General features: G+C 67.8%; 32 protein-coding genes and 1 tRNA gene. 7 read left to right on the plus strand and 26 right to left on the minus strand.

The window, feature by feature from the left end; translation table 11 throughout:
• Both RIC31_RS02165 and RIC31_RS02170 read left to right on the plus strand, forming a co-directional pair.
• On the plus strand, positions 1–246 hold a 246-nt coding region (locus tag RIC31_RS02165), incomplete at its 5' end, for a sigma-70 family RNA polymerase sigma factor (protein ID WP_350102136.1).
• Between the two features lie 294 nt (positions 247–540).
• Positions 541–616: transfer RNA gene (locus RIC31_RS02170), tRNA-Ile, on the plus strand.
• A 621-nt stretch (positions 617–1237) separates the two neighbouring features.
• On the opposite strand, the gene RIC31_RS02175 is transcribed toward RIC31_RS02170, so the two are convergent.
• The 25 genes from RIC31_RS02175 to RIC31_RS02295 all read right to left on the minus strand — a co-directional run bounded on the left by RIC31_RS02175 (position 1238) and on the right by RIC31_RS02295 (position 18362).
• Positions 1238–1912 carry a DUF3102 domain-containing protein gene (locus RIC31_RS02175; protein WP_350102139.1) on the minus strand — a complete coding sequence of 225 codons (675 nt, stop codon included), beginning with the start codon at positions 1910–1912 and terminating at the stop codon, positions 1238–1240.
• Positions 1909–2160 carry a helix-turn-helix domain-containing protein gene (locus RIC31_RS02180; RefSeq protein ID WP_350102181.1) on the minus strand — a complete coding sequence of 84 codons (252 nt, stop codon included), beginning with the start codon at positions 2158–2160 and terminating at the stop codon, positions 1909–1911. Before RIC31_RS02180 ends, RIC31_RS02175 begins: the two co-directional genes overlap by 4 nt.
• Positions 2161–2286: 126 nt before the next feature.
• Positions 2287–2781, minus strand: a complete 495-nt coding sequence (locus RIC31_RS02185) for a hypothetical protein (RefSeq protein ID WP_350102187.1) — start codon at positions 2779–2781, stop codon at positions 2287–2289.
• A complete protein-coding gene (locus tag RIC31_RS02190) occupies positions 2778–3077 on the minus strand; it encodes a hypothetical protein (RefSeq protein ID WP_350102217.1) in 300 nt (99 codons plus the stop codon). Before RIC31_RS02190 ends, RIC31_RS02185 begins: the two co-directional genes overlap by 4 nt.
• 337 nt (positions 3078–3414) lie before the next feature.
• Positions 3415–5076, minus strand: coding sequence for a hypothetical protein (locus tag RIC31_RS02195; RefSeq protein WP_350102224.1), 1662 nt, complete (start codon positions 5074–5076; stop codon positions 3415–3417).
• A gap of 3 nt (positions 5077–5079) precedes the next feature.
• Positions 5080–5472, minus strand: coding sequence for a hypothetical protein (locus RIC31_RS02200; RefSeq protein WP_350102261.1), 393 nt, complete (start codon positions 5470–5472; stop codon positions 5080–5082).
• On the minus strand, positions 5469–5996 hold the full coding sequence (locus tag RIC31_RS02205; RefSeq protein ID WP_350102266.1) for a hypothetical protein: 528 nt from the start codon (positions 5994–5996) through the stop codon (positions 5469–5471). Before RIC31_RS02205 ends, RIC31_RS02200 begins: the two co-directional genes overlap by 4 nt.
• Positions 5996–6520, minus strand: coding sequence for a hypothetical protein (locus RIC31_RS02210; protein ID WP_350102272.1), 525 nt, complete (start codon positions 6518–6520; stop codon positions 5996–5998). Before RIC31_RS02210 ends, RIC31_RS02205 begins: the two co-directional genes overlap by 1 nt.
• A complete protein-coding gene (locus tag RIC31_RS02215) occupies positions 6517–7221 on the minus strand; it encodes a hypothetical protein (RefSeq protein WP_350102277.1) in 705 nt (234 codons plus the stop codon). The genes RIC31_RS02210 and RIC31_RS02215 overlap by 4 nt, the downstream gene beginning before the upstream one ends.
• Entirely contained in the window at positions 7218–9038 is a 1821-nt protein-coding gene (locus tag RIC31_RS02220; protein WP_350102285.1) for a tape measure protein, read from the minus strand. Before RIC31_RS02220 ends, RIC31_RS02215 begins: the two co-directional genes overlap by 4 nt.
• Positions 9025–9345, minus strand: coding sequence for a hypothetical protein (locus RIC31_RS02225; RefSeq protein WP_350102296.1), 321 nt, complete (start codon positions 9343–9345; stop codon positions 9025–9027). Before RIC31_RS02225 ends, RIC31_RS02220 begins: the two co-directional genes overlap by 14 nt.
• The gene (locus RIC31_RS02230) at positions 9332–9664 is read right to left on the minus strand and encodes a hypothetical protein (RefSeq protein WP_350102329.1); all 333 of its coding nucleotides are present in this window, start codon (positions 9662–9664) and stop codon (positions 9332–9334) included. The genes RIC31_RS02225 and RIC31_RS02230 overlap by 14 nt, the downstream gene beginning before the upstream one ends.
• The gene (locus tag RIC31_RS02235) at positions 9664–10068 is read right to left on the minus strand and encodes a phage terminase small subunit P27 family (protein ID WP_350102333.1); all 405 of its coding nucleotides are present in this window, start codon (positions 10066–10068) and stop codon (positions 9664–9666) included. Before RIC31_RS02235 ends, RIC31_RS02230 begins: the two co-directional genes overlap by 1 nt.
• A gap of 191 nt (positions 10069–10259) precedes the next feature.
• On the minus strand, positions 10260–10493 hold the full coding sequence (locus RIC31_RS02240) for a hypothetical protein (RefSeq protein WP_350102338.1): 234 nt from the start codon (positions 10491–10493) through the stop codon (positions 10260–10262).
• The gene (locus RIC31_RS02245; protein ID WP_350102343.1) at positions 10490–11437 is read right to left on the minus strand and encodes a hypothetical protein; all 948 of its coding nucleotides are present in this window, start codon (positions 11435–11437) and stop codon (positions 10490–10492) included. The genes RIC31_RS02240 and RIC31_RS02245 overlap by 4 nt, the downstream gene beginning before the upstream one ends.
• Complete coding sequence (locus RIC31_RS02250; RefSeq protein ID WP_350102357.1) at positions 11437–11976, minus strand: hypothetical protein; 540 nt, start codon at positions 11974–11976, stop codon at positions 11437–11439. The genes RIC31_RS02245 and RIC31_RS02250 overlap by 1 nt, the downstream gene beginning before the upstream one ends.
• A 113-nt stretch (positions 11977–12089) precedes the next feature.
• Positions 12090–12473, minus strand: coding sequence for a hypothetical protein (locus tag RIC31_RS02255; protein ID WP_350102359.1), 384 nt, complete (start codon positions 12471–12473; stop codon positions 12090–12092).
• Between the two features lie 211 nt (positions 12474–12684).
• On the minus strand, positions 12685–13863 hold the full coding sequence (locus RIC31_RS02260) for an AAA family ATPase (protein WP_350102377.1): 1179 nt from the start codon (positions 13861–13863) through the stop codon (positions 12685–12687).
• Positions 13860–14441, minus strand: a complete 582-nt coding sequence (locus tag RIC31_RS02265) for a hypothetical protein (protein ID WP_350102393.1) — start codon at positions 14439–14441, stop codon at positions 13860–13862. The genes RIC31_RS02260 and RIC31_RS02265 overlap by 4 nt, the downstream gene beginning before the upstream one ends.
• Positions 14438–14626, minus strand: a complete 189-nt coding sequence (locus RIC31_RS02270) for a hypothetical protein (protein ID WP_350102411.1) — start codon at positions 14624–14626, stop codon at positions 14438–14440. Before RIC31_RS02270 ends, RIC31_RS02265 begins: the two co-directional genes overlap by 4 nt.
• Positions 14627–14809 (minus strand): helix-turn-helix transcriptional regulator, encoded by a 183-nt coding sequence (locus RIC31_RS02275; protein WP_350102426.1) that lies wholly within the window; start codon positions 14807–14809, stop codon positions 14627–14629.
• 107 nt (positions 14810–14916) lie between these two features.
• Positions 14917–15390 carry a hypothetical protein gene (locus RIC31_RS02280; protein WP_350102428.1) on the minus strand — a complete coding sequence of 158 codons (474 nt, stop codon included), beginning with the start codon at positions 15388–15390 and terminating at the stop codon, positions 14917–14919.
• On the minus strand, positions 15387–16580 hold the full coding sequence (locus RIC31_RS02285; RefSeq protein ID WP_350102433.1) for a site-specific integrase: 1194 nt from the start codon (positions 16578–16580) through the stop codon (positions 15387–15389). Before RIC31_RS02285 ends, RIC31_RS02280 begins: the two co-directional genes overlap by 4 nt.
• A 279-nt stretch (positions 16581–16859) precedes the next feature.
• Complete coding sequence (locus RIC31_RS02290; protein WP_350102436.1) at positions 16860–17387, minus strand: histidine phosphatase family protein; 528 nt, start codon at positions 17385–17387, stop codon at positions 16860–16862.
• Positions 17388–17483: 96 nt separating this feature from the next.
• Positions 17484–18362 carry an MBL fold metallo-hydrolase gene (locus RIC31_RS02295; protein ID WP_350102439.1) on the minus strand — a complete coding sequence of 293 codons (879 nt, stop codon included), beginning with the start codon at positions 18360–18362 and terminating at the stop codon, positions 17484–17486.
• A 232-nt stretch (positions 18363–18594) separates the two neighbouring features.
• Here RIC31_RS02295 and RIC31_RS02300 point away from each other — a divergent pair, with 232 nt between their 5' ends.
• From RIC31_RS02300 to RIC31_RS02320, 5 genes are all read left to right on the plus strand, one after another.
• Positions 18595–19065 (plus strand): hypothetical protein, encoded by a 471-nt coding sequence (locus RIC31_RS02300; RefSeq protein ID WP_350102442.1) that lies wholly within the window; start codon positions 18595–18597, stop codon positions 19063–19065.
• A gap of 88 nt (positions 19066–19153) precedes the next feature.
• On the plus strand, positions 19154–19447 hold the full coding sequence (locus RIC31_RS02305) for a hypothetical protein (RefSeq protein ID WP_350102445.1): 294 nt from the start codon (positions 19154–19156) through the stop codon (positions 19445–19447).
• An 81-nt stretch (positions 19448–19528) separates the two neighbouring features.
• Positions 19529–22000, plus strand: coding sequence for a GcvT family protein (locus RIC31_RS02310; RefSeq protein ID WP_350102449.1), 2472 nt, complete (start codon positions 19529–19531; stop codon positions 21998–22000).
• Between the two features lie 99 nt (positions 22001–22099).
• Positions 22100–22651 carry a hypothetical protein gene (locus tag RIC31_RS02315; RefSeq protein ID WP_350102451.1) on the plus strand — a complete coding sequence of 184 codons (552 nt, stop codon included), beginning with the start codon at positions 22100–22102 and terminating at the stop codon, positions 22649–22651.
• Between the two features lie 68 nt (positions 22652–22719).
• Positions 22720–23805 (plus strand): porin, encoded by a 1086-nt coding sequence (locus RIC31_RS02320; RefSeq protein ID WP_350102455.1) that lies wholly within the window; start codon positions 22720–22722, stop codon positions 23803–23805.
• A gap of 150 nt (positions 23806–23955) precedes the next feature.
• Here the strand turns inward: RIC31_RS02320 and RIC31_RS02325 are convergent, their stop codons facing one another.
• Positions 23956–25134 (minus strand): acetylornithine transaminase, encoded by a 1179-nt coding sequence (locus RIC31_RS02325; protein WP_350102457.1) that lies wholly within the window; start codon positions 25132–25134, stop codon positions 23956–23958.
• Between the last annotated feature and the right edge of the window lie 194 nt (positions 25135–25328).

Raw genomic sequence — 25328 nt, forward strand, 5'->3', positions numbered from 1 at the left:
GACGCGGCGATCCACGCCAACCTGCGCGAGACCACCACGCGGGTGCTGGCCAGCCTGACCCCGCGCGAGGAGCGGGTGCTGCGCATGCGCTTCGGCATCGGCATGAACACCGACCACACCCTGGAGGAGGTCGGCCAGCAGTTCAGCGTGACCCGCGAGCGTATCCGCCAGATCGAGGCCAAGGCGCTGCGCAAGCTCAAGCACCCGAGCCGGTCGCGCAAGCTGCGCAGCTTCCTCGACTACTGAGGATTGCCGGTCTCCGTTCGACGCCCGTCGCTTCGTGGATCACGGATCGCCGCTGCCGCGGCGTCCGGGATGACGACGGGAGTGGGGTGGCCGATCTCGTTTCCCGGGGCCGTGTCTGCCCCGGCCGTGCCTGCGTCCGCGAGCGCGCGCTTGTCATCCCGGCGGTCGGGTCTCTCCCCTTGGCCGCATCCGGGACCTATGCGGCGACGGGCCGCCGGCTGGGTCATCTACCCTCTTGCGTTGACACCGGCCGCGCTTCCTCGATAACTCGATGCGTCGCCGTCCACCGGCGCCGGGCCCGTAGTTCAGCGGTCAGAACGCGCCGCTCATAACGGTGTTGTCGCAGGTTCGAATCCTGCCGGGCCCACCAATCTTTTCAGCTACTTAGGTGCGCGTTTGCTCGGCGAGTTCTGGTCTGTAAGTGCGCATTAAGTGCGCTTGCGTGGGAAGAGCATCCGCGACATCCCCCGGTTCCCTCGCAGCTTCGAGTGAAAATGGAGGGGCATCCACGGTCTGAGACCTCGCCGGGTCCATGTTCGGACGGTCCCCCCGGCCCCTGGATTTCAGAGCGGCCCGCGACTTCAATTCGGACGTGGCAAAGTTTGGCTACCCAAGCGGTCTAGCCTCGCGGTCGGTCCATGCTCTGACGGTTCCCCCCTGGGGGGCATCGCAGGATGCGGCGGCACTCGACCGTCCGACCGTTCGTGCAGCGCTCTTGCGTTAATCGCCCCGAATTTTAGTTTCAGATGAAACTTTTTCTGTCGCCGATTAGCGTTGCCTGACTGCACGGACGGTCTAGCGCCCGAAGGTCGACGCGCTCGGAGATACCCGCCCCTATGCCCCCGCGCCCGAATGCGGGCCGCTGGTGGCCAAGTCGGTCTCGTCGGTGTCCCGTCGGACCACCCGAGCGGTGGCGGCCTGTCAGGGAGTCCCGGACGCGGAAAGGGCGGCTCCGAAGAACCGCCCTGCTTGTGTAGTGCTTGCCGGTGGATCAGAACTCGACGGCCACCGGCTCGACGCCCTGCCGCGCGGACTCGGCCTGAAGGCGCCGCTTGAACTCGGCGCGGGCCTCGGGACCGGCGGCGTCCCATGCCGCCAGCATCTCGTCGAAGTCCGGGTCGGCAGGTCGCGGTGACGCGGCACGAGAGGGACGCCACGGCGTAATCCCCTGCTCCCGCAAGTAGGCTTCCATCCGCTCTGCGACGGCCTCGGATGCTCCGGGCGGTCCATCGCCCTCGGTTGCGATGCGCCACCATTTGACTATGTCTCGGGCGCGTTCTGGCGGTTGGCCCGGTAGCAGGGTTTCAACGAAGAACTCGCCAAGTTCCACATTTGCCCGGCGTTGCTTGGCGGCCAGGGTGTCGTCGAGCGAGTCGAGCGCGCCCCGGAGCGTCAAATCGGCAACGGTTGCCGTTTTGCCCCGGAGCTTCTCTTCGTTCCTCGCTACCTGCATGTAGAGCCGGGCGGTGCGGTCGGAGATGGTGCAGTGCTCGGCGAGCCATGGCCCCCACTGCCCATGCTTCACGGCGGCCTTCGCCTCCAGTAGCAGCTTGCCCGCCTCGATGGCGTGCTCCACTCCCTGCTTTTGCGCGGCCTCGACGGCGGCGTGAGCCGCGTTGATCTTCGACGCCAGCATGGGCAGGCGATTGTCTCCAGCCTTCGTCATGTCACGTTCTCCCGCATCCGAACGCCAACCCCGCCGGGTCGGTTCACACCGTCTTCGATGAACACCACGCCTCCCGTCTCCAGGGCGGCCTTGACCGCTACCAGCGTCGAGGCGCGCACAGGTGGCGGCCCGTCGTGCTGCTCGGCACGGGAGATCGAGGCGTAGTGGACGCCGCTGGCCTCCGCGAGACGCTCGGATGTCCACCCGAGTAGACCGCGGGCGGCCCGGATTTGAGAACCTGTCAGCATATAGAGCCTCCGTCGTTTCCGTGACTATACATATCATAAAAGCATCGAACCGCCAATATAACGCTACCCTTCATAGCGAACGCCCCCGGCGGTGAACCGGGGGCGTCTGTCGTCGTGCTGGTGGCGTCAGGCGGTCGCCGTCACCTTGAACAGATCGCGCAGCCCGGCGGCGCCGACGACTTCGAGCGGCAGATCATCCCGCATAGACCGGGCGATCTCGTCGTCATCCCACTGCAACCGGGCCTTGGCGAGCGCGCCCCGGAAGGTCAGGGCCTCGGTCTTGGCGATCTTGGCCAGCAGCCGGTGAGACCGCTCGACGTGCTCGGCGTGATCTGGTGTGCCGTCCGTCTCGGCGACACGTTCGTTGACGGTGCGCCACATGCTGATGAGGCTCAGCAGGTCGTCGTCGGGGGAAGGCTCCGGGTCGTCCGGAACGCCGCAATGAAGGTGCCGGGCGATGTCGTCTATCTCGGTTGCGATCTCCCCGACTTTCTCGACCAGGAACGCCATGGAGCGGCGGGTCGCGTCATCGTCGAGACCGTCGACGGCAAGCTGAATGGCGCCGAGGGCGTCGAGCAGCAGCATCGAAGAATCGGAAAGGCGCATGGTTTGCTGGGTCATTGCGCGCCCTCCCTCAGCACGGCCAGCCGTTCGGCATAGGTCGCCGCCAGCATCAGGATCGCGGCGGTCGTGCCGTCGTGGTTGAAGTCGCGGACCAGCGCGCGGGTGGCGTCCGCTTGGATGCGAAGAGCCGCCGGGTCGTCGGTCGGCAGGGTGAACAGTACGTCTTGCAGCGCGCGGACCCGGTTGCCCAGCACGTCGGCCGGATCGTCGGTCTTGGTGTCGAGCGAGGCGGTCGTCTCGGCGTACAGTACCGCCAGCACGGCGGCAGGATCGGGCTTCAGGGTGGTTGGCATTACAGTCTCCCTTTCGTGTCTGTCGTGACACTTTCGGGATAATGTTATATCCTGAATGTATCGTCAAACTAATTGGATCACACAGGATACTTTCGGGATGATATCAGCCGCCCAGATCCGCGCCGCTCGCGGCCTAATCGAATGGAGCCAAGCGACGCTCGCGGAGGCGTCCGGCCTGTCACTGCCGACCATCAAGAGGATGGAGGGCAAGATTGGGCCGGGGCGTAGCTCAGCCGAGAATGTGTCGGCAGTAGTCCGCGCCCTCGAATCTGCGGGCGTCGAGTTCATCCCGGAGAACGGCGGCGGTGCGGGTGTCAGGCTGCGGACGCCGTAGCAACTACGCCGCGATGCCGCCCCAAAGGGTCAACACCGACCGGTCACTGGCGTAGGCGTCTTCGCTCTGCACCATCGTAAAGTGCAAGCCCGCATCCATCCCGTGATACGGCACGGTCACCTTGACGTGCCCGCCTGCCGGTAGAGCCGCCGCCACGTTCGGGCGCACCGGAACGCGAATGCAGAACGTCTCCGTCTTCAGCATCGCCAGAAGCCGCGCGGCCTCGTCGTCGGTGTCGCCGAGCCCTTCCAAGTGGGTGTTGTGCTGGAACGGTGCGCTCTGCGGATGCAGGTCGAGAGTGTCCTGATCCAGCCCGTTCGAGGGCGTGCCGAGCCGGAATTCCTGAGCATAGTAGGCGCGATCAACCGCCGCGACGTTCGGGTCAAGCTGTCCGCCCTTTAGGACGGTGTAATTGCGCTGATAGCCAAGTTGCACGCGCCCGACCGGGATCGATCCGAGAATGCCGAACTCAATGACCTGGATTGCGTCAGGGTCTTCCCCGCCGAGGATGTTCGAGACGGTCAACTCCAAGTCAGGGGTCGCCGTGGCGTCCGGCAGTTCAAGGCGCCCGCAGGTGAATCGATCAGACCGGTCGATTCCCCACCATGCGCCGATGGAGCCGAATGCGTCGTCGAAGACCTGGGAGATTGTCACTTCCTCGGTGTAGGCAAGCCCGACATTGATCGATGTCAGGGCCTCCAGGGCGTCGAGGGCGTCGGTGTCAACGTCGGTGCTCCCGGACGTGATGTCGTAGCCGAGACGGTGCTCCAGGAGGCTGTAGGCAATGCTGACGGCGGTAACCGTGAACGCAAAGCCGCCAGTCGTCCCGTCGAATGTGCACGTCACGGCAAAGGACGGGAGGGTGCCCAGCTTGATGTATGCGCCGCCGTCCGGGTCGTTCCCGAATCCAACGGTGTCGCTGCCGAGGAAGTAGTCGAACGTCGACGCGGTTGTGGTCGCGGCTGCCAAGGCTGCGAACGATGCGTAGTCGGTTCCCTCCGTTATGGCGTCGCCGCCGTCAGTGACCTCCGAAATTCCGTCGATAAGAGTGTCGGCCAACTGGTAGATCAGCAGCCCGCTCGCGACCAAGGGCGGCGATAGATCGTTGATCTCGCCCCAGCAGCGCGGCCTGGGCCGGCCGGCGAGGTTCGCATCTCCCTCGTAGCCGGTCGTCCCGCCGGTCCCGGCGAACTTGTCCGGCTGTAGCTGTACGCGCTCGAATTGACCCGACCGGTCGACGAAGTCCACGACGACGGTTGACCCGACCAGCGGGAACCGCACCCGCGCCTTGAGCACCGTCGTAAGCGTACCCGTCTTCAACGCCCCGCTGCTGTCCAGTTCGCCCCGCATGATCTTCGCGGTTCGCCCATCGAAAGCGTAGTCGCGCAGGATGTTCAGGCCGCCGTCGAGGTTCGCCGCCCGGATCGTGCCTTTCGTGGAGTCGGCCTTGCCGAACAGGTTGACCCGGCCGACGATGGACTGTCGCCAGGAACCCGGATCGATCACGCGCGGCGCATAGTACGGCTCATCGGCCGACAGCCCCGTGTCGGCGGTGCGCTTCAGGTAGCCGCCGCGATCCTTGGAGGACCAGCCGAACACCCTGGACGTGGTGCCATCCGACTTCAGGACACCGGTCAACTCGACGAAATAGACGACGGTGCTCATGGATCAGCCCGCCTTGGGCTTCACCTGCGAGCCGCCGTTCATCAGGTCGGACAGGTAACCGACCACGGCGACCGCAACGTCGGTCAGGTCGGCGGCGCAGACTTGGGCGGCGGTGCGCTCCAGTTCTTTGCCGGTGGCGGTCGGTCTGCCGAGCCCCAGGTGGACGACGGCGGCGAGGGCGTTGACATCGAACTGGCGGGCGCGATCCAGGGCCGGGACCAGCCCGCCGAACGCGGTGCTGATTCCCATCATGGCCTTCGCGGACGGCACCAGCGTCTCGACCTTCCCGGCGAGGGTGACGGCGTGCGCGGCGGGCGCGGCGGCAGTGGTGGATTTCTTCGGGGGCATGATGGCAGGCTCCGGGTGGTTGTCAGGCGCATTCAGTTCGTCGTTCACACTGACGGTGCGGGAAACGACAGGATGTCCCCCGATGCCGCCGCCTCAGCATCGGGAATCTGGGCCGCGATCTCGTCGCGGATGTCCTCGGCCCGGAGCGTGATTGCAGCGTCGCCGTAGCGGTTCGCCAGCAGCGCCATCAGGATGGCGTGGTGATGGACGGACAGGAGGAATAGCCAATGCGACTTTGCCTCCGGGACACCCTCGGCCGCGTGTAGCTGCGCCGATTGGGTAGCGGTTTTGGACAGCCCCAGCGTCGGCGGCATCGCCGGGTCGGCGTCGTCGGCCACGCCCTCTGAAGCCATCGCGGCACGGGCGGCCAGGACAGCCCGGAACCGTTGTTTCTGGCCCGCAGCTTCCCACGCCATGTGCAGCCAAGCGCCGACGGCATCGCCGGCCATGCGCCTCGACAGCAGTGCGCGGCGGCGGCGCGGGAAGTCGGGCGCGGTTGCCTCGGCGACCGTCAGCAGGGTTGCCAGCAATCGGTCCAATAGCTCGGCGCGGTGAGTGAGCATGTCGGCCATCAGGTGGGTGCTCCCGTAGCGAGGAATTCCATGCCCGGAATGTCGACGGTGACAGTGTTCGCCGCCGCCGGGTCGTGGTCTTCGGCGGCATCCGAGGCCGCCGTGAGCACGATGATCATTGCCGACCGCAGGACCCTGTCGGTTTCGTTCCGGTCGCGTTCGCCCGCGTAGAACCGCCGATGAAGCTCCCGGCAGAACTTGGGACAGGCACGCGGTTCGAAGGCGCGGGCAACGTCTCCCCGGACGGCCGCTTGCAGTGCCGCGCGGACAAACTGCATATGCCGGGTCTCGGCGAGTCGGGCGCGTTGAAGTGCCGCGCGGGCATGGTCGACGGTCGGCAGCGCAACCGCGTCGCCCAGCAGGTCGCGGGCATAGGCGCGATACAAACGCGCCGCCAGATCGTATGCCTCGGCATAGGGCGCATCGGCCGGGAACTCGCGGCGAGCCATCGCCTCGGCGATTTCGTTACCGATCCTTTTGAGCCGCCCGACCACGCGGTTGCGCTCTGCGATGGTCCCCGTCATGCCGCCACCCGGGCGAGCTCGGTTTCGAGACGCGACCACGCCGAACTATCGGTCGCATTCGCGAAGGTCCCGATGTGGATCGATCGAATCTCCCGCTCCGTCAGGACCGACAGCAGCATGTCGCCGCCAAGGTGCGGGCCGTCGCCCTCGCAGTACATGCCGTCGTGCTGGCACTCGTAGGCTTCGCGGAACGCAGCGACGAAATCGGCCGGGATCGATACCGCGCCCGTGGTTCCTTTGCGCCCCCACAGGCTAGGAATGCAGATCAGCCGGTCATCCGGGATCGGCCGCGCTCCCGCGTCGGGCGCGTCCAGGTCGATCAGATAGCCGGTCACCCGCTCCCGGCGACGGGACCAGCCGGCGAGATAGGCTTCGCCCAGCGTCTCGGACCCGGTGAACTCGACACCGTGGAATCGGAAGACAGATTCGACGCGCTCGATTGCCTCGCGGGCGATTGCCTCCCCATGTTCGGCGAAGTCGTCGATATCGCCGCTCCGGGTGCCGTCCGAGCCGCTGTTGAGGGCGTGGTGCATACACTCGGCGGCGGCGCGCAGTCCGGTGAATCCGAACAGCACCCTGGCGTGCGGGAGGCTGTAGGACTTGGACATATAGACCGCGCCGTCGCCTTCGGTGCCGCTGATCAGCGTGTCGCTCGCCATCGCGGCGAACTTCGAAGTCACGTAGAGGCATGTCGTCGTCATGGCGCGTTCTCCAGGTTGTCGAGCACGGCCCCAAGGCGGTACTCGCGGCGCGGCGCGGCTGCGGCTTGGAGGGCGCGTTCCGCCGCCTTTTGCCCCTCCGTCCACTCGTCGTTCAGCGCGACGGTTGCCGTCGTGGCCCGCCGAATCGCCGTCTCCATGCCCTCGGTAACCGTGACGCCAGCAGCCCGAAGTTCGTTGATCTGCTTGAGGATTTCGGCCTCGGCCTCGCCGTACAGCAGGCGGTCGCGGGCGAAGCGTTCCTCGGCGGCCAGCGTGTCGAGGTAGTCGTCGGCCAGCAGCGCGGCGGTGCGGCGTTCTTCCGCATCGGCGATGTCTTCCAGGACCGGCAAGTAGGCGGCGGCCTGCCGCGCCGCGATGGCCCCGGACTCGATGGCCTTTTTGTTCGCCGCGTTGAACTTTTCGGCCAGATCGGCGGCCTTTTCGTTCAAGGTGAACCGCTTTTCGATGGCGTCGAGGGCATCGCGGCCACCGCGCCCGAACGCCTCCCAGGAACCTTCGAGACCGAAGAGCTTGGCTTGCAGCGCCGTCAGGTTGTCGGACACGGGTTTGAGCGCAGCGCCGGTCGCGGTCGCGCTGGTGACCACGGCGCGGTCGGCCTGATCGATGGCGGTCTGAAGCTTGATCGCCTGCGCTTCCAGGTCGGCGATCTCGGCGGCCAGCCCGGAGCGCTGCGCCTGCCCGCCTCGCACGTTGCCGATGCTAGCCAATCGCTCCTGCTTCGCGGCGATCTCGTCTTGCAGCCGGCCAAGCTCCCGGAACGCGTCTACCGCCTCCAGGGCGCCGAGGCGGATTGCGAGCCCCTGGCGTTCCCGCGTGGCGGCCCGGCCGGTGCTGCCCTCCAGCCGTTCGATCTCCAGCCGCAGGGCCTCGGCGTTCTGGCGGGCCTTCTCCAGTTCCTCGCCGAACACGAAGCGCGGGCCGTTGCCAGCCCCGGCCAGATCATCGATTGCCGAGGAAATGCCCCTGATGGCGCTGGCCACGGTCGAAGAGAAACCGGAGAATTCGTCGGCCCGGCCGATCAGCCTCGAAAGCGAATTGTCCAGCGTCGTCAGGCTTTGCCCGATTGTCGATTGCGTCGTGGAAAACTCGGCGTCGAGCTTCGGCAGTTGCGTCAGGAACGCACTGAAAAACGCCTGACTCGATACCTCGCCGGTCTTCACAAGTTCGCGCAGCTTGGAAACACTGCCGCCGGCTTTGTCGAGTCCGTCCGCGACCGCTTGGATAATGCGCGGCGAACCTTCTAGAACAGAATTGAATTCCTCGGCCCTAACAGTTCCGCCGCCGAGGGCCTGGGACAACTGCAACAGTGAGCCGGATGCACTCGACGCGGAACCGCCGGACACGGCAATCGCCTTGCCGACACCCTCGGTAAACTTGATCAGTTGGTCACTGGTGGCGCCTAGCTCTTTGCCGGCGAGAGACAGGCGAGCATAGAGTTGCGCGGTTCCCTCGAAGCCGGAGCGGGTGCGCTGCGCGACCTGGAAAAGCTGTTCGGTCGCCTTCGCCGCCGCCGCCGTCGATCCGGTCGCGACCACCAGTTGATTGTTCGTCGAGCGCCACGCATCGGCATACCGGCCAAGTTCCCGAACAGACAAGCCCACGCCGATTGCCGCCAGTCCACCAGCGACCACACGCGAGGCGGCGTTGAACTTCTGGAACGTCGCGTCGAGGGCCTTAAAAGAACCCTGAGTCTTGCGTTCGAAGTCGGCGACAGTCTTGTCGGCAGCCGCCATCTGACGGCGTAGCTGTTCCGTCGTTGCGTCAATTCTGACTAGAAGCTGCTCACTCGTCGCCATTGTTTGGTCTCCGCTTGAAGTAGCCATCCGGCGGCGTGCGGCCAGCCGCGATCAGCGCGTCGATTGCCTCGCCATATCCGGCCTCGCGCAGCCGGCGGCGGGTCCAGAGCGGGCGCCGTCCGCTGCCGAACGAGTCGTCGTCACCCTCCAGAAGCCACACCTGAAGCGGTGCGCCGTCGCCGGCCATGCCCAGGCGGGCGGCCTCGTCGTGGTCGAGATAGCCGCCATGCCGCAGCCACCAGGACACGGCCGGCGACAGTTGGGTTAGCCGCAGGTCGCGGCGGCGTCGGCGCCTATTCGTCGGCATCCGCTGCCCCCTCCAGTGCGACGCGCAGTTGCCACGCGCGCGGCCAGCCATCCCACCAGCAGCGGCCCGGCCCCGTGATCTCGGCCGGCTCCGGTCCGTCAACGTCGAGCGGTGTCGGGTGCCACGGCCGGATGTCGAGCGCAGTTCGCAGCGCGCGGTCGGCGTCCAGGTACTCCCGGTGTCGGCCGCCCTCGTGCTCCCATCCCTCGGCCTCGCCGGCATCCTCGATCGAGCGGGCGAGCTTGTAGGCGTCAACGGCAGCCTGTGACACGCGGGGCGCGGCCAGGGCGCGGGAGCGGCGACGGCGGACGGTCGGCATCAGCGGCTCCCGCCCGGTCGGCCGGGACGATCGTTCAGCGGCTCCAAGTCCAAGTTCATCTGCTTCAAGGCGGCGAGCATTCCGGCTCTGGAATCACGCTCGACGGTAAGCAACGGATGCGCTCGCGGAAAACCAAAACGGTCACGAATGCTTTGTCCCTCGCGCTTAATTACTCGTTGTGCGCTCCGCATCCTGTCGAAACTCTCCAATGCGGTCTGCAACAACAACAAGCCGGTGTCGTCGCTGATCTCGTATTCCGTCACCACCTTCCGCCACCAGGATTTCGCCTCGGTCGACAGATGCGAGGGTGCGGACGGCGTCCCGACCGCAAGCCCGCCGCTGGTGCTGGGCATTCCATGCCGCAAGGCGCGGATTTCTGCGGTTTTGACGGTCGGTTTTTTCAAAGGAATTCCTTGGTTTAGTAAGGATGGAACATCGCGACCGGCCCGCGACATGCCCTCGGATGCTTCCTCGACGGTCCCCCCAGCCCCTTTTTTATCAGCGCCGGAATTTCAATTCGGCCGCGCCATTCTTTGACCATGCGAACGGCTGCACACTGGCGTTCGGTGGCGACGGTGGTCTCCCCCCGCATACGTCAGTGCACCGGCTCGCCGGCCGGCTTGTCGTCGCCGGTCAGACATTCGCGCAACCACGCCCGGAGCGCGGGGATCTCGGCCTCGAACTTCACCCGACTCTCGCGCTCGAACTCGGCGGCGGCCTCATCGCCGTGCAGGGTGCGGGCCTTCTCCACCACGGGCGCGAGGCCGGCGAGGAACTTGAGCCGCACGTCGGCGACGCGGGCCTCAATCTCGGCGTATAGGGTGGTCATCTTGCGTCCCTTCCATCGCGGCCAGCTTTCACGGCGAGGCGCCATGCCGGCCCATCGCCGGGGCGTTGGCGGGTCGGCTCGTTGCAGTGCCAAAGCGAGCCCTTGTCGGTGCAGAATTCGCCGGGGTTGAATTGAGTATCGGCGTTCCAGGTGCCGACGTACTTAAGCACCGGCCGCGCCTCCAGTTCGGTGACGCGGTCGCGCAGGGCCTTGAGGGTCTCAACGTTCTTGTTGGCGGCCTCAATTGCCTGATCGAGTCGGTGATGCGCGCGCTCGATCCCCTCTTTGTAATTCGCGAAAATCTTGTTCAGTCGCTCGACCAGATCGGCCTGAATGTTGAGCAAGACTCCCAGGCTGACGGCCTTGTGCAGTTCGGCCACCGGCACGTTGAAGTCGGGCGCCATCTCGGCGGTCACTTCGTCCGGCAACCGGATAATCTGGAGGGCCGGCGCGGCCTTCGGGACTACGGGCGCGGGCGGCGCGGGCGGTTCCCACAAGCCGGACAGCACCTTGACGCGATGCTCCGTCAGTCGACCAATCTGCTTGCCGATTTCCTCGGCGGCGCGGATCAGCGCCTCTTCCTCGGCGGTGTGCGGCCCCATCGCGACGGCGTCGAGGCGCGCGATCTCCGCTTTGATGTGGCGATGCCGCGCGCGGGCGGCGGCGATCTCGCCATCCGTCTTGACCAGTTCGGCGGCGTGGGGGTCGACCTTCTTGCGGCGACGCTTCGCCTTCGTCGCGGGCGGTTCCTCGACCTCGGCGACCATGCGTCTGACGGCGTGCATGGCCTTCGTCGTCAGTTCGCGCGCCTCCCCTTCCGACCGGTCGGCGATCTCAGGCGGCACCGTGACGGCGGGCGGCTCCGGTGCGTCGGTCGACGGCACGGTGTCCGGTGCCTCGGCGACGGGAGGCCCGACGGCCTTCGATGTCTTGCGCCGCGCCATCAGGCGGCCTCGGCGGGCAGCAGCCCGGCCCGGCGAACGGCGGCCCGCCATGCCGTCGAGGCGGTCGCATAGGGGAACCCGCATGCCGGCAGCGGCCTGATACCGCCCGGCGGCACCTTGGCCCGGACGGCGGCCTCGGCGTCGCACGCTGCGGTCAGGGCGTCGAGCGCGCGGTCGATCTCGGCGATGGCCTGCCGGTGTTCGTCGCGGAGCGTGTCGGTGATTCGGTCGGCTTCCTGGCGATGGAGCGTCCTGATTTTCTCGGACAAGATCGGCAGCGACGCGGAAAGCGTCATGGACTCGCGGGCGATCCGGTCGAGCCGTGTTGCGGACGGCTCCAGCCCCTCGCCGAGCACGATTGCGCGAGCACCCTCGGTGTCACGGCCGGCGCGGACATCGGCGATTGCCTCGCGCAGCGGTGCGGCCTCGACGGCGATCTCGCGAATCCGTTTCTTGTACTCGGACAGTTGCGATTCGGCGGCGGCCAGTTGCTCGGCAACGGTCGGCTCGACATCGGCGGTCTTGCGGCGTGCGAGCATTTGGCGCGGCTCCCAGGTTGAACAGTTCACCCGGATTATATCGCGCGATATGAAGTCTACCCTACCGATAATCTCGCCTGCATTGAAAATAAGCTGAACATTTCTGAACAAAGCTATCTGTGAGTGCGCGTCAGATCGGCGTAGATCGTCGTCCTAGACGGTACGCGCCCCTTACTTAGTTCGATCAATCTTGCCAGATCGGCGGCGATCTCTTCCGTCGTTTCGCCTTCCCCGGCAACGATGTCATGGATGGCGCCGCGTATCCTGTCGGCAGCGGCAGCCGGGTTGCCTTCGCATCCGAACGCGGCGGCCAGATCGGCGAGCACGCGGCGACGGCGTACCAGACGCGGCTGCCCCTCGCGGATGCAGACGCTCTTGCCCGCCAGCAGGTCGGCCAGCAGCACGGCGGCGACGGTCAAGGCTGCCGGGTCCAGCCTGACGCGGCCCGCCTCGATCTCGGCCAGCAGCGCGCGGAGGGCGGCGGCCTCGGCCTTCATTCGGCGGCCTCCGCAGAGGCGGCAGGGTGCCCCGCCCCCCGAAGGGCGGGGGCACCCGGAATAGTACGTAGTACTATGGGAGACTCTGCGACGCAGGTTCGGCGCAATGATTTCAATGACTTACACGACACCTCGGCGCACCATGACGCAACACCGTGACGCAACAATTTCAACGGGTTACGGACCACCTCGGCGCACCATGACGCAGCCATCAGGCGCCACCTTGCGGCGACTTCGGCGCACGCTGGATGCCGAATTGCTGGTGACGATTGGCCCTCGATCCGACCGGCAGATTGGCCAGAATTTCCCCAGCGCTGAAGAGCCGCTTCATGGCAGATTCCAGCCGGCGGCGACCGATCTTGCCGGCCTCCTTCATGCCGACCATTTCCTTCGGCGCGTAGTTCTTCGCGTTCGTCGAGTGCGAGACGTTCCGGTTCTGCGCCGTCAGCACGTCGAGGCAATGCAGGAACACGGCATCATCGGCCGACTCCTGATTTCCCTTCGCCAGATGATCCACGAACCCGCCGCCGGCTTCGTCGCGGATGAACACGCCGTCCCTGTACCGCAGCCTGATTTGCCCGCCGGCCGGCCCGTAGTTCGATTTCGGCAGATCGAGCGTGCGGGCGTCCCGGTCGACGGCCTCGCCGTCCTCCGGCTCCGGGCGCGTCAGGTAGGCGCGGGCGCGAACCGAGTTGTTCCATCCCGTGCTCCCGGCGGTGCCGCTGCCGCTCGCCAGACCGGCTGCGGACGGGTGCCCGAGCACCAGCACCGCGCCGTCGATCTCCAGGGCGATCTCGCGGAGCGAGCCGATAAACTGGCGGGCGTGCTGCCGGATGTTTTCGTTGCCGGGGAACAAGTCGTGCAAGCTGTCGAGCACCAGCAGGCGAGCCCCGGTGTTGATCGCCCGGTTCATGATCTCGGCGTGCAGCGGCGTGACCTCGCCGGGCTTGCCCGGCTGCTCGAAGGTCATCAGCGAATTGTCGCCACCGGCCACGCGGGAAACCAGTTCCAGGGCGTCCAGGTCGGCGAACGTTGAGTCGTAGTGCGCCAGGATCGGCACCAGCCGCCGCTGCAACTCGTCGCGTTCGTCCTCGCAGTAAATGCCGAGGGTGCGGATAGGCTCGACTTCGATTCCGAGGAACGGCTGCCCGAGTCCGCAGGCGGTCATCAACTGTAGTGCCAGCAGCGACTTGCCGGTGCCGCCGTCGCCGGTCAACAGCGTGACGCTGCCGCACGGGATCAGCCCCGGAACGATCCATCGCCGCTCCGGGATCGGCTGCCCTTCCCAGGTCGTCGGGTTGATGATGTCGAGGCCGCGTTTCAGCCGGTCGGCGGCGTGGTCCCGGCGCTTGGCCTCGGCCAGCGAGACATAGGCTGCGCTGTCCGTCATGCCGCAGCCCTCCGCACCATCAGACGCGGCAACGCGGGCAGCGTCTCCCGCATCCGGGTTTCAATCAGTTCGCCGTCGCGGACGGTGTCGGCCAGCAGGTTCAAGCCCGGCTCGCCGGACGTGCGGATCGTGAACGTTGACCAGTCGAGCGGGCAGACACCGTCGCCGCCGGCCTGCAACCAGGCGCGTGCGTCGACGTGGCAGCGCAGCCGGAACGGCCGGGTATCACGCTCCAGTAGATGTTCGCCGAGGGCGTAGGCGATGCCGCAGCGGGTCGCGACGGCCCCGGTCTTCAGGTCGACGGCTGCCAGATCCGCTAGCACACCAGCGGATCGCGTGCCGGCCGTCAGGTCGACTGGCGGGCGCACCCAGACAGCGACGATGACAGCCGGGTCTCCGGACTCGATGGGCTGGTAGAACTCGCCGCACCAGTCGACTCGCGACACGCCGAGTCCGGGCGCACGGTCCAGCAGGTCGGCCATCGGGAAGCCCTTAGCCTTGAACCAGCGGAACGCGACGGGTTTCCACAACGCCATCTCGGCGGCGAGCATCTCGGCGTGCAGGTCGGCCGCGCTCATCGCCGCCCCCTCGGCCGCCGGGCCTTGCGGTGCAGGAAGGCGGCGGCGTCGGCCTGGACGCGCCGCCGCCAGTCTTCCGTTTCGTCGATGAGGGTGGTATCTTCGGGGTTCTGATCCGCCAGATCACGAATGCCCCGAAGCGCCCGGCCGTCACCAGCGGCCGGGTTCTTCATGTCGGGGGGCATTTACGCGGCCTCGGAGCCGGTGCGGCGCTGCCGGGCCTTCCATGCCTCCAGGTCGGCCGGATCATACCGGACGGCCTTCCCAATCTTCAGGTAAGGCGGCTGCGCCGGGTCGTCGCGCATGCGTGCCTTGCGCAAGTAGCTATCGCTGACGCCCAGGAACTTGGCTGCGTCGGGTGTCTTCATGGGACCCATCGTTGATCACCTCAGCGGTGCGGTTACGATGGTTCCCCATTATTCACAGACGGTGATTGCCGGCCACAAGTCCCGATGTACGAAAGTCCCGGACTTCTCTACAGCGCCTCATCCGGGAAGATGCCGGGGCCTGGAAAGAGCCGGTTGTATCGCTTCCATCCGTCCCGGACCAGCTTCTCGGATACGCCGGACTGTTTGGCGACCTCTTCGATTGCGTACGTCTGCTGCTCGCCTGACTGCATCCGCGCGCGGACGTTCATTCCGAATGATAGCCAATCCTTGTGGTAGCGGCTAAACGCTGTCCCGCTACCGCTCTTGCCGGGCGGCTTCATTCCGAGCGCGACCATGATCTCGGCCGGAACGTTCGCGGCCTTCCCGTTCAGGTGAACGGCGGCGACGGTAAACAGGTTCCGCCCGACACCGTCGAAGTATGCGAGCACCCATTCCGGCGGCGGCGTCTTGACCACGCGGGCGAGTCCGTAGGCGGCCCAGACATGCAGCGGGTTGCCAGTCTCCTGGTAGCAGCGCCGCTCTACCTCGATCAGATCCGCATTCGTCTCAACGTCGGTCATAGCGCGGCCTCCAGCTTCGCGACCGCTGCCGCCTTGTGTTCAGGGGCTAAGTGCGAGTACCGCAACGTCATCGCGATAGTGGAATGCCCCAGCAACTCGCGAACGGTGTTCAAGTCTACCCCGGCCATCACCAGCCGGGACGCGAAGGTGTGCCGCAGGTCGTGCCACCTGAACGCCTTGATCTCGGCGCCGTCGAGAACTGCGGTCCAACTTTTTCTGACGTTGTTGAAGACCTCGCCGGCCTTACCGGGGAACACCAGCCCGTCCGGGTCCGGGGCCTGCTTGCGCCAGTCCGACAGCGCGAGGCGGGCGGTGTTGTTCAGAGGGATATGCCGGGTGCGGCTGCTCTTCGCCGTCTCGCCCCGGACGGTGACGATGGCGCGGGTGAAGTCGACGGCCGACCACTTCAGTTGGAAGACCTCGCCCTGCCGCATGCCGGTGTGCAGCGACACCAGCACCATCGGCTTTAGGTAGTCGGCGAACGCCGTCTCCCGCAGGTCCGGGAGTAGGGCATAACCGCGTTCCCGACGCCATGCGTTGGCATTGTCGCGCTCGGCGCGGATGCGTTCCTCGCGTTCGTCGAGGGCCTTCACAAGCGCCCCGATCTCGTCTTCCGAGAGAAATCGGATGGACGCGGAATCGTCGACCCGCGACCGCTTCACGTCGACCACCGGGTTAGCCTGTAGATGCCCCCACTTCACGGCCTTGGCGAGCACGCTGCGCAGGTCGTCCAGATCACGGTTGACGGTACTTGGCCGGGCGCCGCCCTTCAGGCGGGCCGAACGCCATTTCTCCACGAGCCATGCCGTGATCTCGCCGAGCTTCTTTTTCGACAGGTCGGGGAAGTTGGCGCGGAGCCGGGTGAGTGTATTCCGGTGCGACTTCACGTTCTGCTCGGCCCACGGCGCATAGACCTCATCTACGAACTCGGCGAACGTGTGCGCCTTCGCCGCGCGCTTCGCCTCCATCGGGTCCTTGCCCAGATGCGCGTCGGCAAGGATGCCCTTGGCGGCCTCGCGGGCGGCCTCCGGCTTCACGGCGTCGGTGCGGCCGAGCTTGTACCGCTTGCCCCTGGCGTACTCGACATAAAAGGTCATCAGCCCCGACGGCTGCACCCGCACCAGGAAGCCCGTCATCCTGGTATCGCGGACCTCGTACGGCGCTTCGGCCGGCTTCAGCTTGTTGAGCAACCGCTCCGAAATCACACCTTGCATCTGGGACAGCCTTTCTCCGTAAGTGCAGCCCCCATATTCAGCCCTAAGTGCACATTAAGTGCAACCGCTATCTACAGACAGGAACCACCGTGAACCATCGTGCGGGAGATATCTATAGAATCGTCATAATATCAGTTAGATACGGTTCCGTCCCGTTGACGGCGGTTGATGCTGGTTCAGTTCCGCAAGACGCTCATAACGGTGTTGTCGCAGGTTCGAATCCTGCCGGGCCCACCACTTCCCGTCCGCCGCAGCCTAATCGGCGATCGGATAGCGCAGCCGGACCATGCTGGCCGGCCGGTCGGGGTACATCTGCACCACGAACAGGTTGTCGTAGTCGGTGTCCGGGTTCAGCTTGACCTGGCTGCCGCCGGGCACGCCCAGCGCCTCCAGGATCCGCGGGATGTTCCGGGTATGCGCCACGATCAGCCGGTCCCTGGCGTCCGGCTTCTCGCGCAGCCGGGCGGCGAAGGCGACCTCGTCCTCGCGGGTCATGACCTGGGGCTGCAGCCCGGTGAGTTCCGCGAACGGCGCGCCGGTCTGCCGGCTGCGCAGGGCGTCGGTGGTGATCAGTTCGTGGATGCCGGCATCGGCCAGCAGGCGGGCCAGGGTCCGGGCCCGGGCGCTGCCTTCGGGGAGCAGCGGGGCGGCATCGCCGGCGACCGTCAGGCTCTTCTCGGCATGGCGGGTGACGAACACCACCCCCTCGGCACGGGCCGATCCCGCCGGCAGAGCTGCCCAGAGCATCGCCGGCACCAGCAGCGCCAGCACAATCCGCATCATTCGCATTCGGGTTCCCTCCGAGCCGGGCCCCGCACCGGCCCGGAGAACGATGCGCCTGCACCCCCGACCGCTGTCAAGCGGCGGCGGCCGGACCGCCTACTCCCCGACGCGGTACCGGAAGTCGAAGGCGTCGCCGTGGCGCACGAAGTGGCCGATCGACGGCTGCGGGAAGTGCGCGGTGCAGATCAGCGTGGGCGTGTCGCAGTACCGCTCCATCACCGCGCGCCGGGTCGCGACGGCCTGGTCGCGGTCGATGTCGGGCAGGGCGACCAGATGCGGGAAGCGGCACTGCAGCGGCGAGTGCATCATGTCGCCGGTCATCACCGCCTCGCTGCCGTTCGAGGACAGGTGCACCGCGAAGTGGTCGACGGTGTGGCCGGGGGTCGGCTCCAGGTGGATGCCGGCGTCGAACTGGTGGTCGCTGGTGACCTGCACCACCTGGCCGGCCTCGACCACCGGCAGCACGCTGTCGGTCATGTAGGGGATCGGCGCGTCGGCGTGCCGCGCCTCCCAATGCGCCAGCTCCTTCTTCGAGAACACGTAGCGGGCGTTCGGGAAGGTCGGGACCCAGCGCCCGTTGTCCAGCCGGGTGTTCCAGCCGACATGGTCGGGGTGCAGGTGGGTGCACATCACGAAGTCGACGTCGCCGACCCCGACCCCGGCCCTGGCGAGCGCGTCCATGTAGGCGGTGTCGTCCTTCAGGTGCCAGTTCGGCCGGGTCGGGCGGTGCTTGTGGTTGCCGATGCAGCTGTCGATCAGGATGGTGTGGCGGCCGGTGCGGACCAGGTAGGACTGCATCGGGAAGATCAGCTTGCCGGTCGCCGGGTCGAGCGCGTTCGGCTCCAGCCAGTGACGGTTCTCCTCCAGCAGTTCCCTGGTGAGGGTCGGCAGGAACTCGAGCGGATCCATGAACGGCAGGTTCTGCTCGAGGATGCGGTCGACCCGGAAGTCGCCGACGGCGAAGCTGAGCGTCATGGCGGGATCCTCCCCCTGTGTATCGTCGACCCGGAGTGTCGGCCGGGCGCCGGGCCGGCGCAACCGATGCGGCGATCCTGTGCGCCAGTCGCGAAAAATCGACATGAACATCCGGTAGTGGGTGCTTCCAACGTCGTTTTGCGCCACCTTGACCCAGGTCAAGGGTCGCCCGGACGGCCTCTGGAATAATCCCGGCTATCGCCGACGATACTGGCTGGAAGGAGATTTCCCCATGAACACAGTCATTCGCGCGGCCCTGCTCGCCGCCGCCCTCTCGCTCGGCGCAAGCCTGCCGGCCATGGCCCAGCAGGCGGCTTCCGGATCGGCGTCCGCCCCGGCGGCCGCCGCCGAGGCGCCGAAGGCCGACGCGCCCGCCGCCGCGCCGACGGCCGAGGCGGCACCGGCCCCCGAACAGAAGGCGCCCGACATGGACGCCATGGTGCAGGGTCTGAAGCGCGACCTGCAGTCGTTGACGGACGCCGCCCGCCAGGGCGCGCAGAGCGTCCTGACCCGCGAGTCGCCCTATGTGATCACCGCCGACCAGCTGGCGGTGATCGCCGCCGGGGCGGTCGCCGGGGCCCTGGTCATCGACTTCCTCGGCGGCGGCGGCCTCGCGACCCTGACGGGCGCGGCGGTCGGCGGCGTCGCCGGGCACTGGCTGTACACCCACCCGATGCCGGACATGGCGGTCACCGGCAACTGATTGCGACCATACACGCGAGGGGCGAAGTTCGACCGGGCCGTGCGGTAGTATAACGTTCCTCGATGGTTCACTCGCGAAGGAGGAATCGATGCTGACCATGCTGCGTGTCGCCCTGGTCGCCGCCTGCCTGCTGATCGTCGGCGCCATGCCGGCCGCCGCCCAGCAGGCGGCCCCGGCGCCGGTGCCTGTCGAGCAACCGGTGGCCTTCTCCCTGACCGCCGACCAGATCGGCGCGATCGCCGTCGGCGCCGTGCTCGGCGCGGTGTTCCTCGACGTCATGGGCGGCGGCCTCGGGCACCTGACCGGCGCCGTGCTCGGCGGCGTCGCGGGCTACTGGCTGTACAGCCAGCCGGCCCCGGCGCCGGCGGCCCAGGGCGGCTGAGGTTCGCCGCCGGGAGTCGATTGCCGGCCGTCGCGCCGTGTGAAATCGTCGCCGGAACGATCCGGCGACGAGGAGGCGGGAATGACGGTGGCGTTGCCGAGGCACGCCCGGGCGGTGATCGTCGGCGGCGGGGTGGTCGGCTGCTCGGTCGCCTATCATCTGGCCCGGCTGGGCTGGCGCGACGTGCTGCTGCTGGAACGAAAGCGGCTCACCTCCGGCACCACCTGGCACGCGGCCGGGCTGATCGGCCAGCTCAGGGCCAGCTACAGCCTCACCCGCCTCGCCAAGTATTCGGCGGAGCTCTACGACCGCCTGGAGGCCGAGACCGGGATCGCCACCGGCTACCGGAAATGCGGGTCGCTGGCGGTGGCGCTGACCGCCGACCGGTTCGAGGAGCTTCGGCGTGGCGCGGCGATGGCCGGTACCTTCGGGCTCGAGGCCCATGTGCTGTCGCCGGCGGAATGCCTGGACCGCTATCCGCTGCTTGATCCCGAAGGCGTGGTCGGCGGCGTGTTCCTGCCGACCGACGGCCAGGCGGACCCGTCCAACATTGCGCTGGGTCTGGCCAAGGGCGCGCGGCAGCTGGGCGCCACGATCCTGGAGAACGTCAAGGTCACCGGCATCGCCACCGCCGGCGGCCGTGTGACCGGGGTCGAGACCGAGCTTGGGCCGGTCGCCGCCGACCACGTGGTGAACTGTGCCGGCATGTGGGGCCGGGAGGTCGGGCGCATGGCCGGTGTCGACGTGCCGCTGCAGGCCTGCGAGCACTTCTACGTGGTCACCGAGCCGATCGCCGACCTGCCGCGGCTGCCGGTGCTGCGGGTGCCGGACGAGTGCGCCTACTACAAGGAGGATGCCGGCAAGATCCTGCTGGGCTGCTTCGAGCCGGTGGCCAAGCCCTGGGGCATGGACGGCATCCCGGAGGATTTCTGCTTCGACCAGCTGCCCGAGGACTTCGGGCATTTCGAGCCGATCCTGGAGCAGGCGGTCCGCCGGTTGCCGGCCCTGCAGAGCGCCGGCATCCACACCTTCTTCAACGGCCCGGAAAGCTTCACGCCGGACGATCGCTACCTGCTTGGCGAGGCCCCGAACCTGCGGAACTACTTCGTCGCCGCCGGCTTCAACTCGATCGGCATCCAGTCGGCCGGCGGCGCCGGGATGGCGCTGGCCGCGTGGATGGACACCGGCGAGCCGCCGATGGACCTGGGCGACGTCGACATCCGGCGCATGCAGCCGTTCCAGGCCAACCGGCGCTACCTGGTGGCGCGCGCCCGCGAGGCGCTGGGCCTGCTGTACGCCGACCACTTCCCGTACCGCCAGGTCGAGACCGCGCGCGGGGTGCGGACCTCGCCGCTGCACGACCGGCTGGCGGCGGCCGGCGCCTGCTTCGGCGAGGTGGCCGGCTGGGAGCGGGCCAACTGGTTCCTGCCGGCGGCGGCGGCCGCGCGCGGCGAGAGGCCCGAGTACCGCTACTCCTGGGGCCGGCAGAACTGGTTCGAGCACGCCGCGGCCGAGCACCGGGCGGTCCGCGAGGGCTGCGGCCTGTTCGACCTGTCGTCCTTCGCCAAGTTCCGGGTCGAGGGACCGGACGCCGAGGCGGTGCTGCAGCTGGTATCGGCGAACGACGTGGCGGTGCCGGCCGGGCGCTGCGTCTACACCCAGTGGCTCAACCCGCGCGGCGGCATCGAGGCCGACCTGACGGTCACCCGGCTGTCGGAGACGGCGTTCCTGGTGGTCACCGCCGGCGCCCACCAGACCCGCGACCTCGCCTGGCTGCGCCGGCACGTTCCCGAGGGGGCACGCTGCGTGGTGACCGACGTGACGCCGGCCGAGGCGGTGATCGCGGTGATGGGTCCGAAGGCGCGCGAGGTGCTGCAGCCGCTGACGCCCCAGGATCTCGGCAACGACGCGTTCCCGTTCGGCACCGCGCGCGAGATCGAGATCGCCATGGGGCTGGCCCGGGCACATCGCATCAGCTATGTCGGCGAACTCGGCTGGGAACTCTACGTGACCGCCGACATGGCCCGCCACGTGTTCGACGCGGTGGTCGACAGCGGGGCGTCGCATGGCCTGCGGCTGTGCGGCCTGCACGCCCTCGACTCCTGTCGGATCGAGAAGGCCTACCGGCACCACGGACACGACATCTCGGGCGAGGACCACGTGCTGGAGGCCGGTCTCGGCTTCGCCGTGAAGACCGGAAAGCCGCGCTCGTCATTCGGCGACTTCATCGGCCGCGAGGCGGTCCTGCGGCGTCGCGAGACCGGGGTCGGGAACCGGCTGCTGCAGTTCCGGCTGACCGACCCGGGGCCGCTGCTGTACCACAATGAGCCGATCCTGCGGGACGGCGTCGCCGTCGGGCGGATCAGCTCGGGCGCCTACGGACACTGGCTCGGCGGCGCCGTCGGGCTCGGCTACGTTCCCTGCCGGCCGGGGGAGGCGGCGGCCGAGACCCTGTCGGCCGGATATGCAGTGGATGTGGCCGGCACGCCGGTCGCGGCCGAGGCGTCGCTGCGGCCGATGTACGACCCGACCGGCGCACGCATACGCCTCTAGGATCGTCGGCACGTTCGGCGTCGCGAATTCTTTCTTGCAAACGCTTCGCAATAACAATAATCACTGGGCCTCGGGATCATGGATCTTCGGAGGCTGGCCATGTGCGGACAGGATCGGGGCGCCGGACGGCTCGGCGGCACCGGCAACCGTCGGGTCGAACCGGACGAGCTTGCCGTGCATGCCCTGACCACGGCGGAGGCACTGCTGGTCTGGGGCATCCGGCACTGGGTGTCGTGCCTGAAGGCGAGGACCGATCCTGTTCCGCTGATGACCGCCGGCTTCGGGTCCGGCGGGGTCGCGCAGGTCGTGCGTCCGCTGGAATCCATCCTCGTGGTCACCCTCGACGCGGCAACCGCACCGCGCGACGTACGCTGCACGCATTGCGCGACGGTCGGGGACGGCGAACGCGACCTGCTGGCGGCCGTGGCCTTCGAGCAGGCGCGGCGTCCGGCTGACACGCTCGAGAAACTGCGCGAATGGCTGCCGGCGGCATCGGCACGGCTCGCGAAGGAGCTCGTTGCCGAGATTGCAGAAATACTGCAGAGTCACGGCCTAAGAGTTCCACTGCGGCGCGAGTACGACGCAGGGTCCCTCGGGGGGAAATATCCAGACATCAGGACCGCCGTTCCGGCGTCCCTGTCGGTGCATTGAGTGCCGGCCGGCCTGCCCACGGGTGGCGGCCGTTTGTGTGTCCAGTTTCTGCAACGGGGGGTCCCGCAATGCGTTCCTATCGTCGCGCCGTGATCGGCGCACTGCTGGCCGGCACGGCCGCGTCGCCGGCACTCGCCGCCGACAAGCTGCAGATCGAGCTCGGCGGTGAGTTCACCCAGTATTTCGGCTACGCCAAGAACGACAAGGTCGCCGGCGGCGACTTCTCGGGGCTCGACGTCAAGAGCGACGGCGCCGTGACATTCGGCGGCGACTTCACCCTGGACATCGGCCTGCAGGTCGGCGTCGAGGTCAATCTCAAGTCGGAGACCGCCGACGGCGAGCAGATCGACGGCAGCTATCTCTGGCTCGAGCACGGCTTCGGCCGGCTCGAGGTCGGCTCCCGCGACAGCGCGGCCGCCCTGATGCACTACTCGGCACCGGACGTCGGGCTCGGCGTCAACGACAGCGACATCGCCGACTGGATCGTCAATCCGAGCACCGCCGACGGCGACTCGGCGTTCCAGTCGACCTACCTGTATCTCGGCGAGGACCAGGCGACCAAGATCACCTACTTCACGCCGCGCTTCGAAGGCTTCCAGATCGGCGTGTCCTACATCCCGGAATTCGAGCGGGACAACAACGACCAGCCGTCCGGCGACCTGTACCGCAACGGCGTCGCGCTGGGCGTCAACTACGTGCGGACCCTGGGCGAGGTCGAGGTCGCGCTGGCGGCCGGCTACCTGCGGGCCGAGAAACCGGACGGGTCGACCGGCATCGACGATGCCCAGGGCTACAGCTTCGGCGGCAACGTCGGCTATGCCGGCTTCACCTTCGGCGCGTCCTTCTCCGACACCAAGGGCAACGGCTCGGCCGGCACCGACTCCGCCGTGTCGTTCGACGGCCGCGGTTACGATGTCGGCGTCGCCTACGCTTTCGACGCCTTCCAGGTGTCGCTGTCCTACTACAACGGCAAGGTCGCGGACTCCGCGGCGGCCGGCGACAGCAAGCACGAGACCGTCATGCTGTCCGGCAACTACGAGGTCGGCCCCGGCGTGAACCTGCTGGCGTCGGTCTTCCGCTCGGAGTTCGAGGCCGACACCGGCACCACCAACGACGGCTGGGCGGCGATCACCGGGCTGACCGTCACGTTCTGATCGGGGGGCCGCCACGCCCGTCGCTCCGTGGGTCCCGGAGCCGCCCCGGATCAAGTCCGGGGCTCTCCGGGATGACGGACAAATGGAGATCGTCATTCCGGAGGGGGCGCGGCAGCGCCCGGCTCCGGAAGCCACCCGCCGCTGTGGCGACTACGCGACCCGGCGGCACACCGCGTCCAGCATCGCCAGCGCCTGGTCGATCTCGGCGTCGGCGATGGTCAGCGCCGGCATGAAGCGCAGGCTGTCTGGGCGGGGGGCGTTCAGCAGCAGCCCGTCGGCCAGCGCCTCGGCGACGATCTCCGGGCCGACCGGCTTCTTCAGGTCGAGGGCCAGCAGCAGGCCCTGGCCGCGCACCGCCCCGAAGCCGTGCCTGCCGGACAGTGCCTCCAGGCCTTTCCAGAGCCGGTCGCTGGCCGTCTGCACCCGCTCCAGGAAGCCGGGTGCCGTGATCTCCGCCAACACTGCCGAACCCACGGCACACATCAGCGCGTTGCCGTTGAACGTCCCGCCCTGGTCGCCGTATTCGAAGCACGAGACCTCGCGGCGGGCCATCAGGGCGGCCAGCGGCACGCCGCCGCCGAGGCCCTTGCCGAGCGTCATGATGTCCGGGACGATCCCGGCCTGCTCGCAGGCGAACAGCGTGCCGGTCCGCCCCATGCCGGTCTGGATCTCGTCCAGGATCAGCAGGATGCCGCGCTTCGCGGTCAGTTCGTGCAGCGCCTTCAGGTAGTCGACGCCGGCCGGGATCACGCCGGCCTCGCCCTGGATCGGCTCCAGCATGACCGCGACCGTCCGGTCGGTGATCGCCGCCTCGACCGCGCCCAGGTCGCCGATCGGCACCTTCGGGAAACCCGGCACCTTCGGTTCGAACAGGGTCTTCCAGGCCGGCTTGCCGGAGGCCGACATGGTGGCCAGGGTCCGGCCGTGGAAGCCGTTCTCCATGGTGACGATCTCGTAGGCGCCGCCGCGGTTCTTCTCGCCCCACCGCCGGGCCAGCTTGATGGCGCCCTCGTTGGCCTCGGCCCCGGAGTTGGCGAAGAACACCTGGTCCATTCCGCTGGCCCGGGTCAGGGCGCCGGCCAGCCTGACGGACTGCTCGTTGTGGTAGGCCGGGCTGCAGCTGATCAGCCGGGCGCCCTGCTCGGCCAGGGCCTTGACGACCGGCGCCGGGCTATGGCCGAGGCAGGTGACGGCCCAGCCCTGGATCAGGTCGAGATAGCGGTTGCCCCTGGTGTCGTAGAGCCAGGAGCCCTGGCCGTCGGCGAATACCACCGGCGGCCGGGGCGTGATGTCCATCAGGGCGGCGAAGGGTGACTGCGGTACGGTCATCGTCCGATCCTCTCGGGAGTGGCGGCGAGGACTCGGAGACGCAATGACCCGCGGCGGCCGAGTACTCGGCGGCGGGTGGAACGCTGGTTCTTTTGCGAAGAAAACGCGTCGGTGCCCGCCCCTAGGAGGGACGGCGTCGCAGGCTGGTGCGGCGGATCGACGGGTTCATGGCGCGCACGCTATGCGCAAGTCGC

Source organism: Thalassobaculum sp., from assembly GCF_040219615.1.
Taxonomy (GTDB): Bacteria; Pseudomonadota; Alphaproteobacteria; order Thalassobaculales; family Thalassobaculaceae; genus Thalassobaculum_A.

Excerpts from the sequence above, each read along its gene's own strand:
- RIC31_RS02240 (WP_350102338.1), bottom strand. The coding sequence starts at position 10,493 with ATGACCACCCTATACGCCGAGATTGAGGCCCGCGTCGCCGACGTGCGG.
- RIC31_RS02270 (WP_350102411.1), bottom strand. The coding sequence starts at position 14,626 with ATGCCCCCCGACATGAAGAACCCGGCCGCTGGTGACGGCCGGGCGCTT.
- RIC31_RS02210 (WP_350102272.1), bottom strand. The coding sequence starts at position 6,520 with ATGACGGGGACCATCGCAGAGCGCAACCGCGTGGTCGGGCGGCTCAAA.
- RIC31_RS02275 (WP_350102426.1), bottom strand. The coding sequence starts at position 14,809 with ATGAAGACACCCGACGCAGCCAAGTTCCTGGGCGTCAGCGATAGCTAC.
- RIC31_RS02225 (WP_350102296.1), bottom strand. The coding sequence starts at position 9,345 with ATGCCGACGAATAGGCGCCGACGCCGCCGCGACCTGCGGCTAACCCAA.
- RIC31_RS02250 (WP_350102357.1), bottom strand. The coding sequence starts at position 11,976 with ATGCTCGCACGCCGCAAGACCGCCGATGTCGAGCCGACCGTTGCCGAG.
- RIC31_RS02305 (WP_350102445.1), top strand. The coding sequence starts at position 19,154 with ATGCTGACCATGCTGCGTGTCGCCCTGGTCGCCGCCTGCCTGCTGATC.
- RIC31_RS02245 (WP_350102343.1), bottom strand. The coding sequence starts at position 11,437 with ATGGCGCGGCGCAAGACATCGAAGGCCGTCGGGCCTCCCGTCGCCGAG.
- RIC31_RS02220 (WP_350102285.1), bottom strand. The coding sequence starts at position 9,038 with ATGGCGACGAGTGAGCAGCTTCTAGTCAGAATTGACGCAACGACGGAA.
- RIC31_RS02190 (WP_350102217.1), bottom strand. The coding sequence starts at position 3,077 with ATGCCAACCACCCTGAAGCCCGATCCTGCCGCCGTGCTGGCGGTACTG.
- RIC31_RS02255 (WP_350102359.1), bottom strand. The coding sequence starts at position 12,473 with ATGAAGGCCGAGGCCGCCGCCCTCCGCGCGCTGCTGGCCGAGATCGAG.
- RIC31_RS02280 (WP_350102428.1), bottom strand. The coding sequence starts at position 15,390 with ATGACCGACGTTGAGACGAATGCGGATCTGATCGAGGTAGAGCGGCGC.
- RIC31_RS02175 (WP_350102139.1), bottom strand. The coding sequence starts at position 1,912 with ATGACGAAGGCTGGAGACAATCGCCTGCCCATGCTGGCGTCGAAGATC.
- RIC31_RS02265 (WP_350102393.1), bottom strand. The coding sequence starts at position 14,441 with ATGAGCGCGGCCGACCTGCACGCCGAGATGCTCGCCGCCGAGATGGCG.
- RIC31_RS02295 (WP_350102439.1), bottom strand. The coding sequence starts at position 18,362 with ATGACGCTCAGCTTCGCCGTCGGCGACTTCCGGGTCGACCGCATCCTC.
- RIC31_RS02205 (WP_350102266.1), bottom strand. The coding sequence starts at position 5,996 with ATGGCCGACATGCTCACTCACCGCGCCGAGCTATTGGACCGATTGCTG.
- RIC31_RS02315 (WP_350102451.1), top strand. The coding sequence starts at position 22,100 with ATGTGCGGACAGGATCGGGGCGCCGGACGGCTCGGCGGCACCGGCAAC.
- RIC31_RS02290 (WP_350102436.1), bottom strand. The coding sequence starts at position 17,387 with ATGATGCGGATTGTGCTGGCGCTGCTGGTGCCGGCGATGCTCTGGGCA.
- RIC31_RS02230 (WP_350102329.1), bottom strand. The coding sequence starts at position 9,664 with ATGCCGACCGTCCGCCGTCGCCGCTCCCGCGCCCTGGCCGCGCCCCGC.
- RIC31_RS02310 (WP_350102449.1), top strand. The coding sequence starts at position 19,529 with ATGACGGTGGCGTTGCCGAGGCACGCCCGGGCGGTGATCGTCGGCGGC.
- RIC31_RS02195 (WP_350102224.1), bottom strand. The coding sequence starts at position 5,076 with ATGAGCACCGTCGTCTATTTCGTCGAGTTGACCGGTGTCCTGAAGTCG.
- RIC31_RS02320 (WP_350102455.1), top strand. The coding sequence starts at position 22,720 with ATGCGTTCCTATCGTCGCGCCGTGATCGGCGCACTGCTGGCCGGCACG.
- RIC31_RS02300 (WP_350102442.1), top strand. The coding sequence starts at position 18,595 with ATGAACACAGTCATTCGCGCGGCCCTGCTCGCCGCCGCCCTCTCGCTC.
- RIC31_RS02185 (WP_350102187.1), bottom strand. The coding sequence starts at position 2,781 with ATGACCCAGCAAACCATGCGCCTTTCCGATTCTTCGATGCTGCTGCTC.
- RIC31_RS02180 (WP_350102181.1), bottom strand. The coding sequence starts at position 2,160 with ATGCTGACAGGTTCTCAAATCCGGGCCGCCCGCGGTCTACTCGGGTGG.
- RIC31_RS02260 (WP_350102377.1), bottom strand. The coding sequence starts at position 13,863 with ATGACGGACAGCGCAGCCTATGTCTCGCTGGCCGAGGCCAAGCGCCGG.
- RIC31_RS02215 (WP_350102277.1), bottom strand. The coding sequence starts at position 7,221 with ATGACGACGACATGCCTCTACGTGACTTCGAAGTTCGCCGCGATGGCG.
- RIC31_RS02325 (WP_350102457.1), bottom strand. The coding sequence starts at position 25,134 with ATGACCGTACCGCAGTCACCCTTCGCCGCCCTGATGGACATCACGCCC.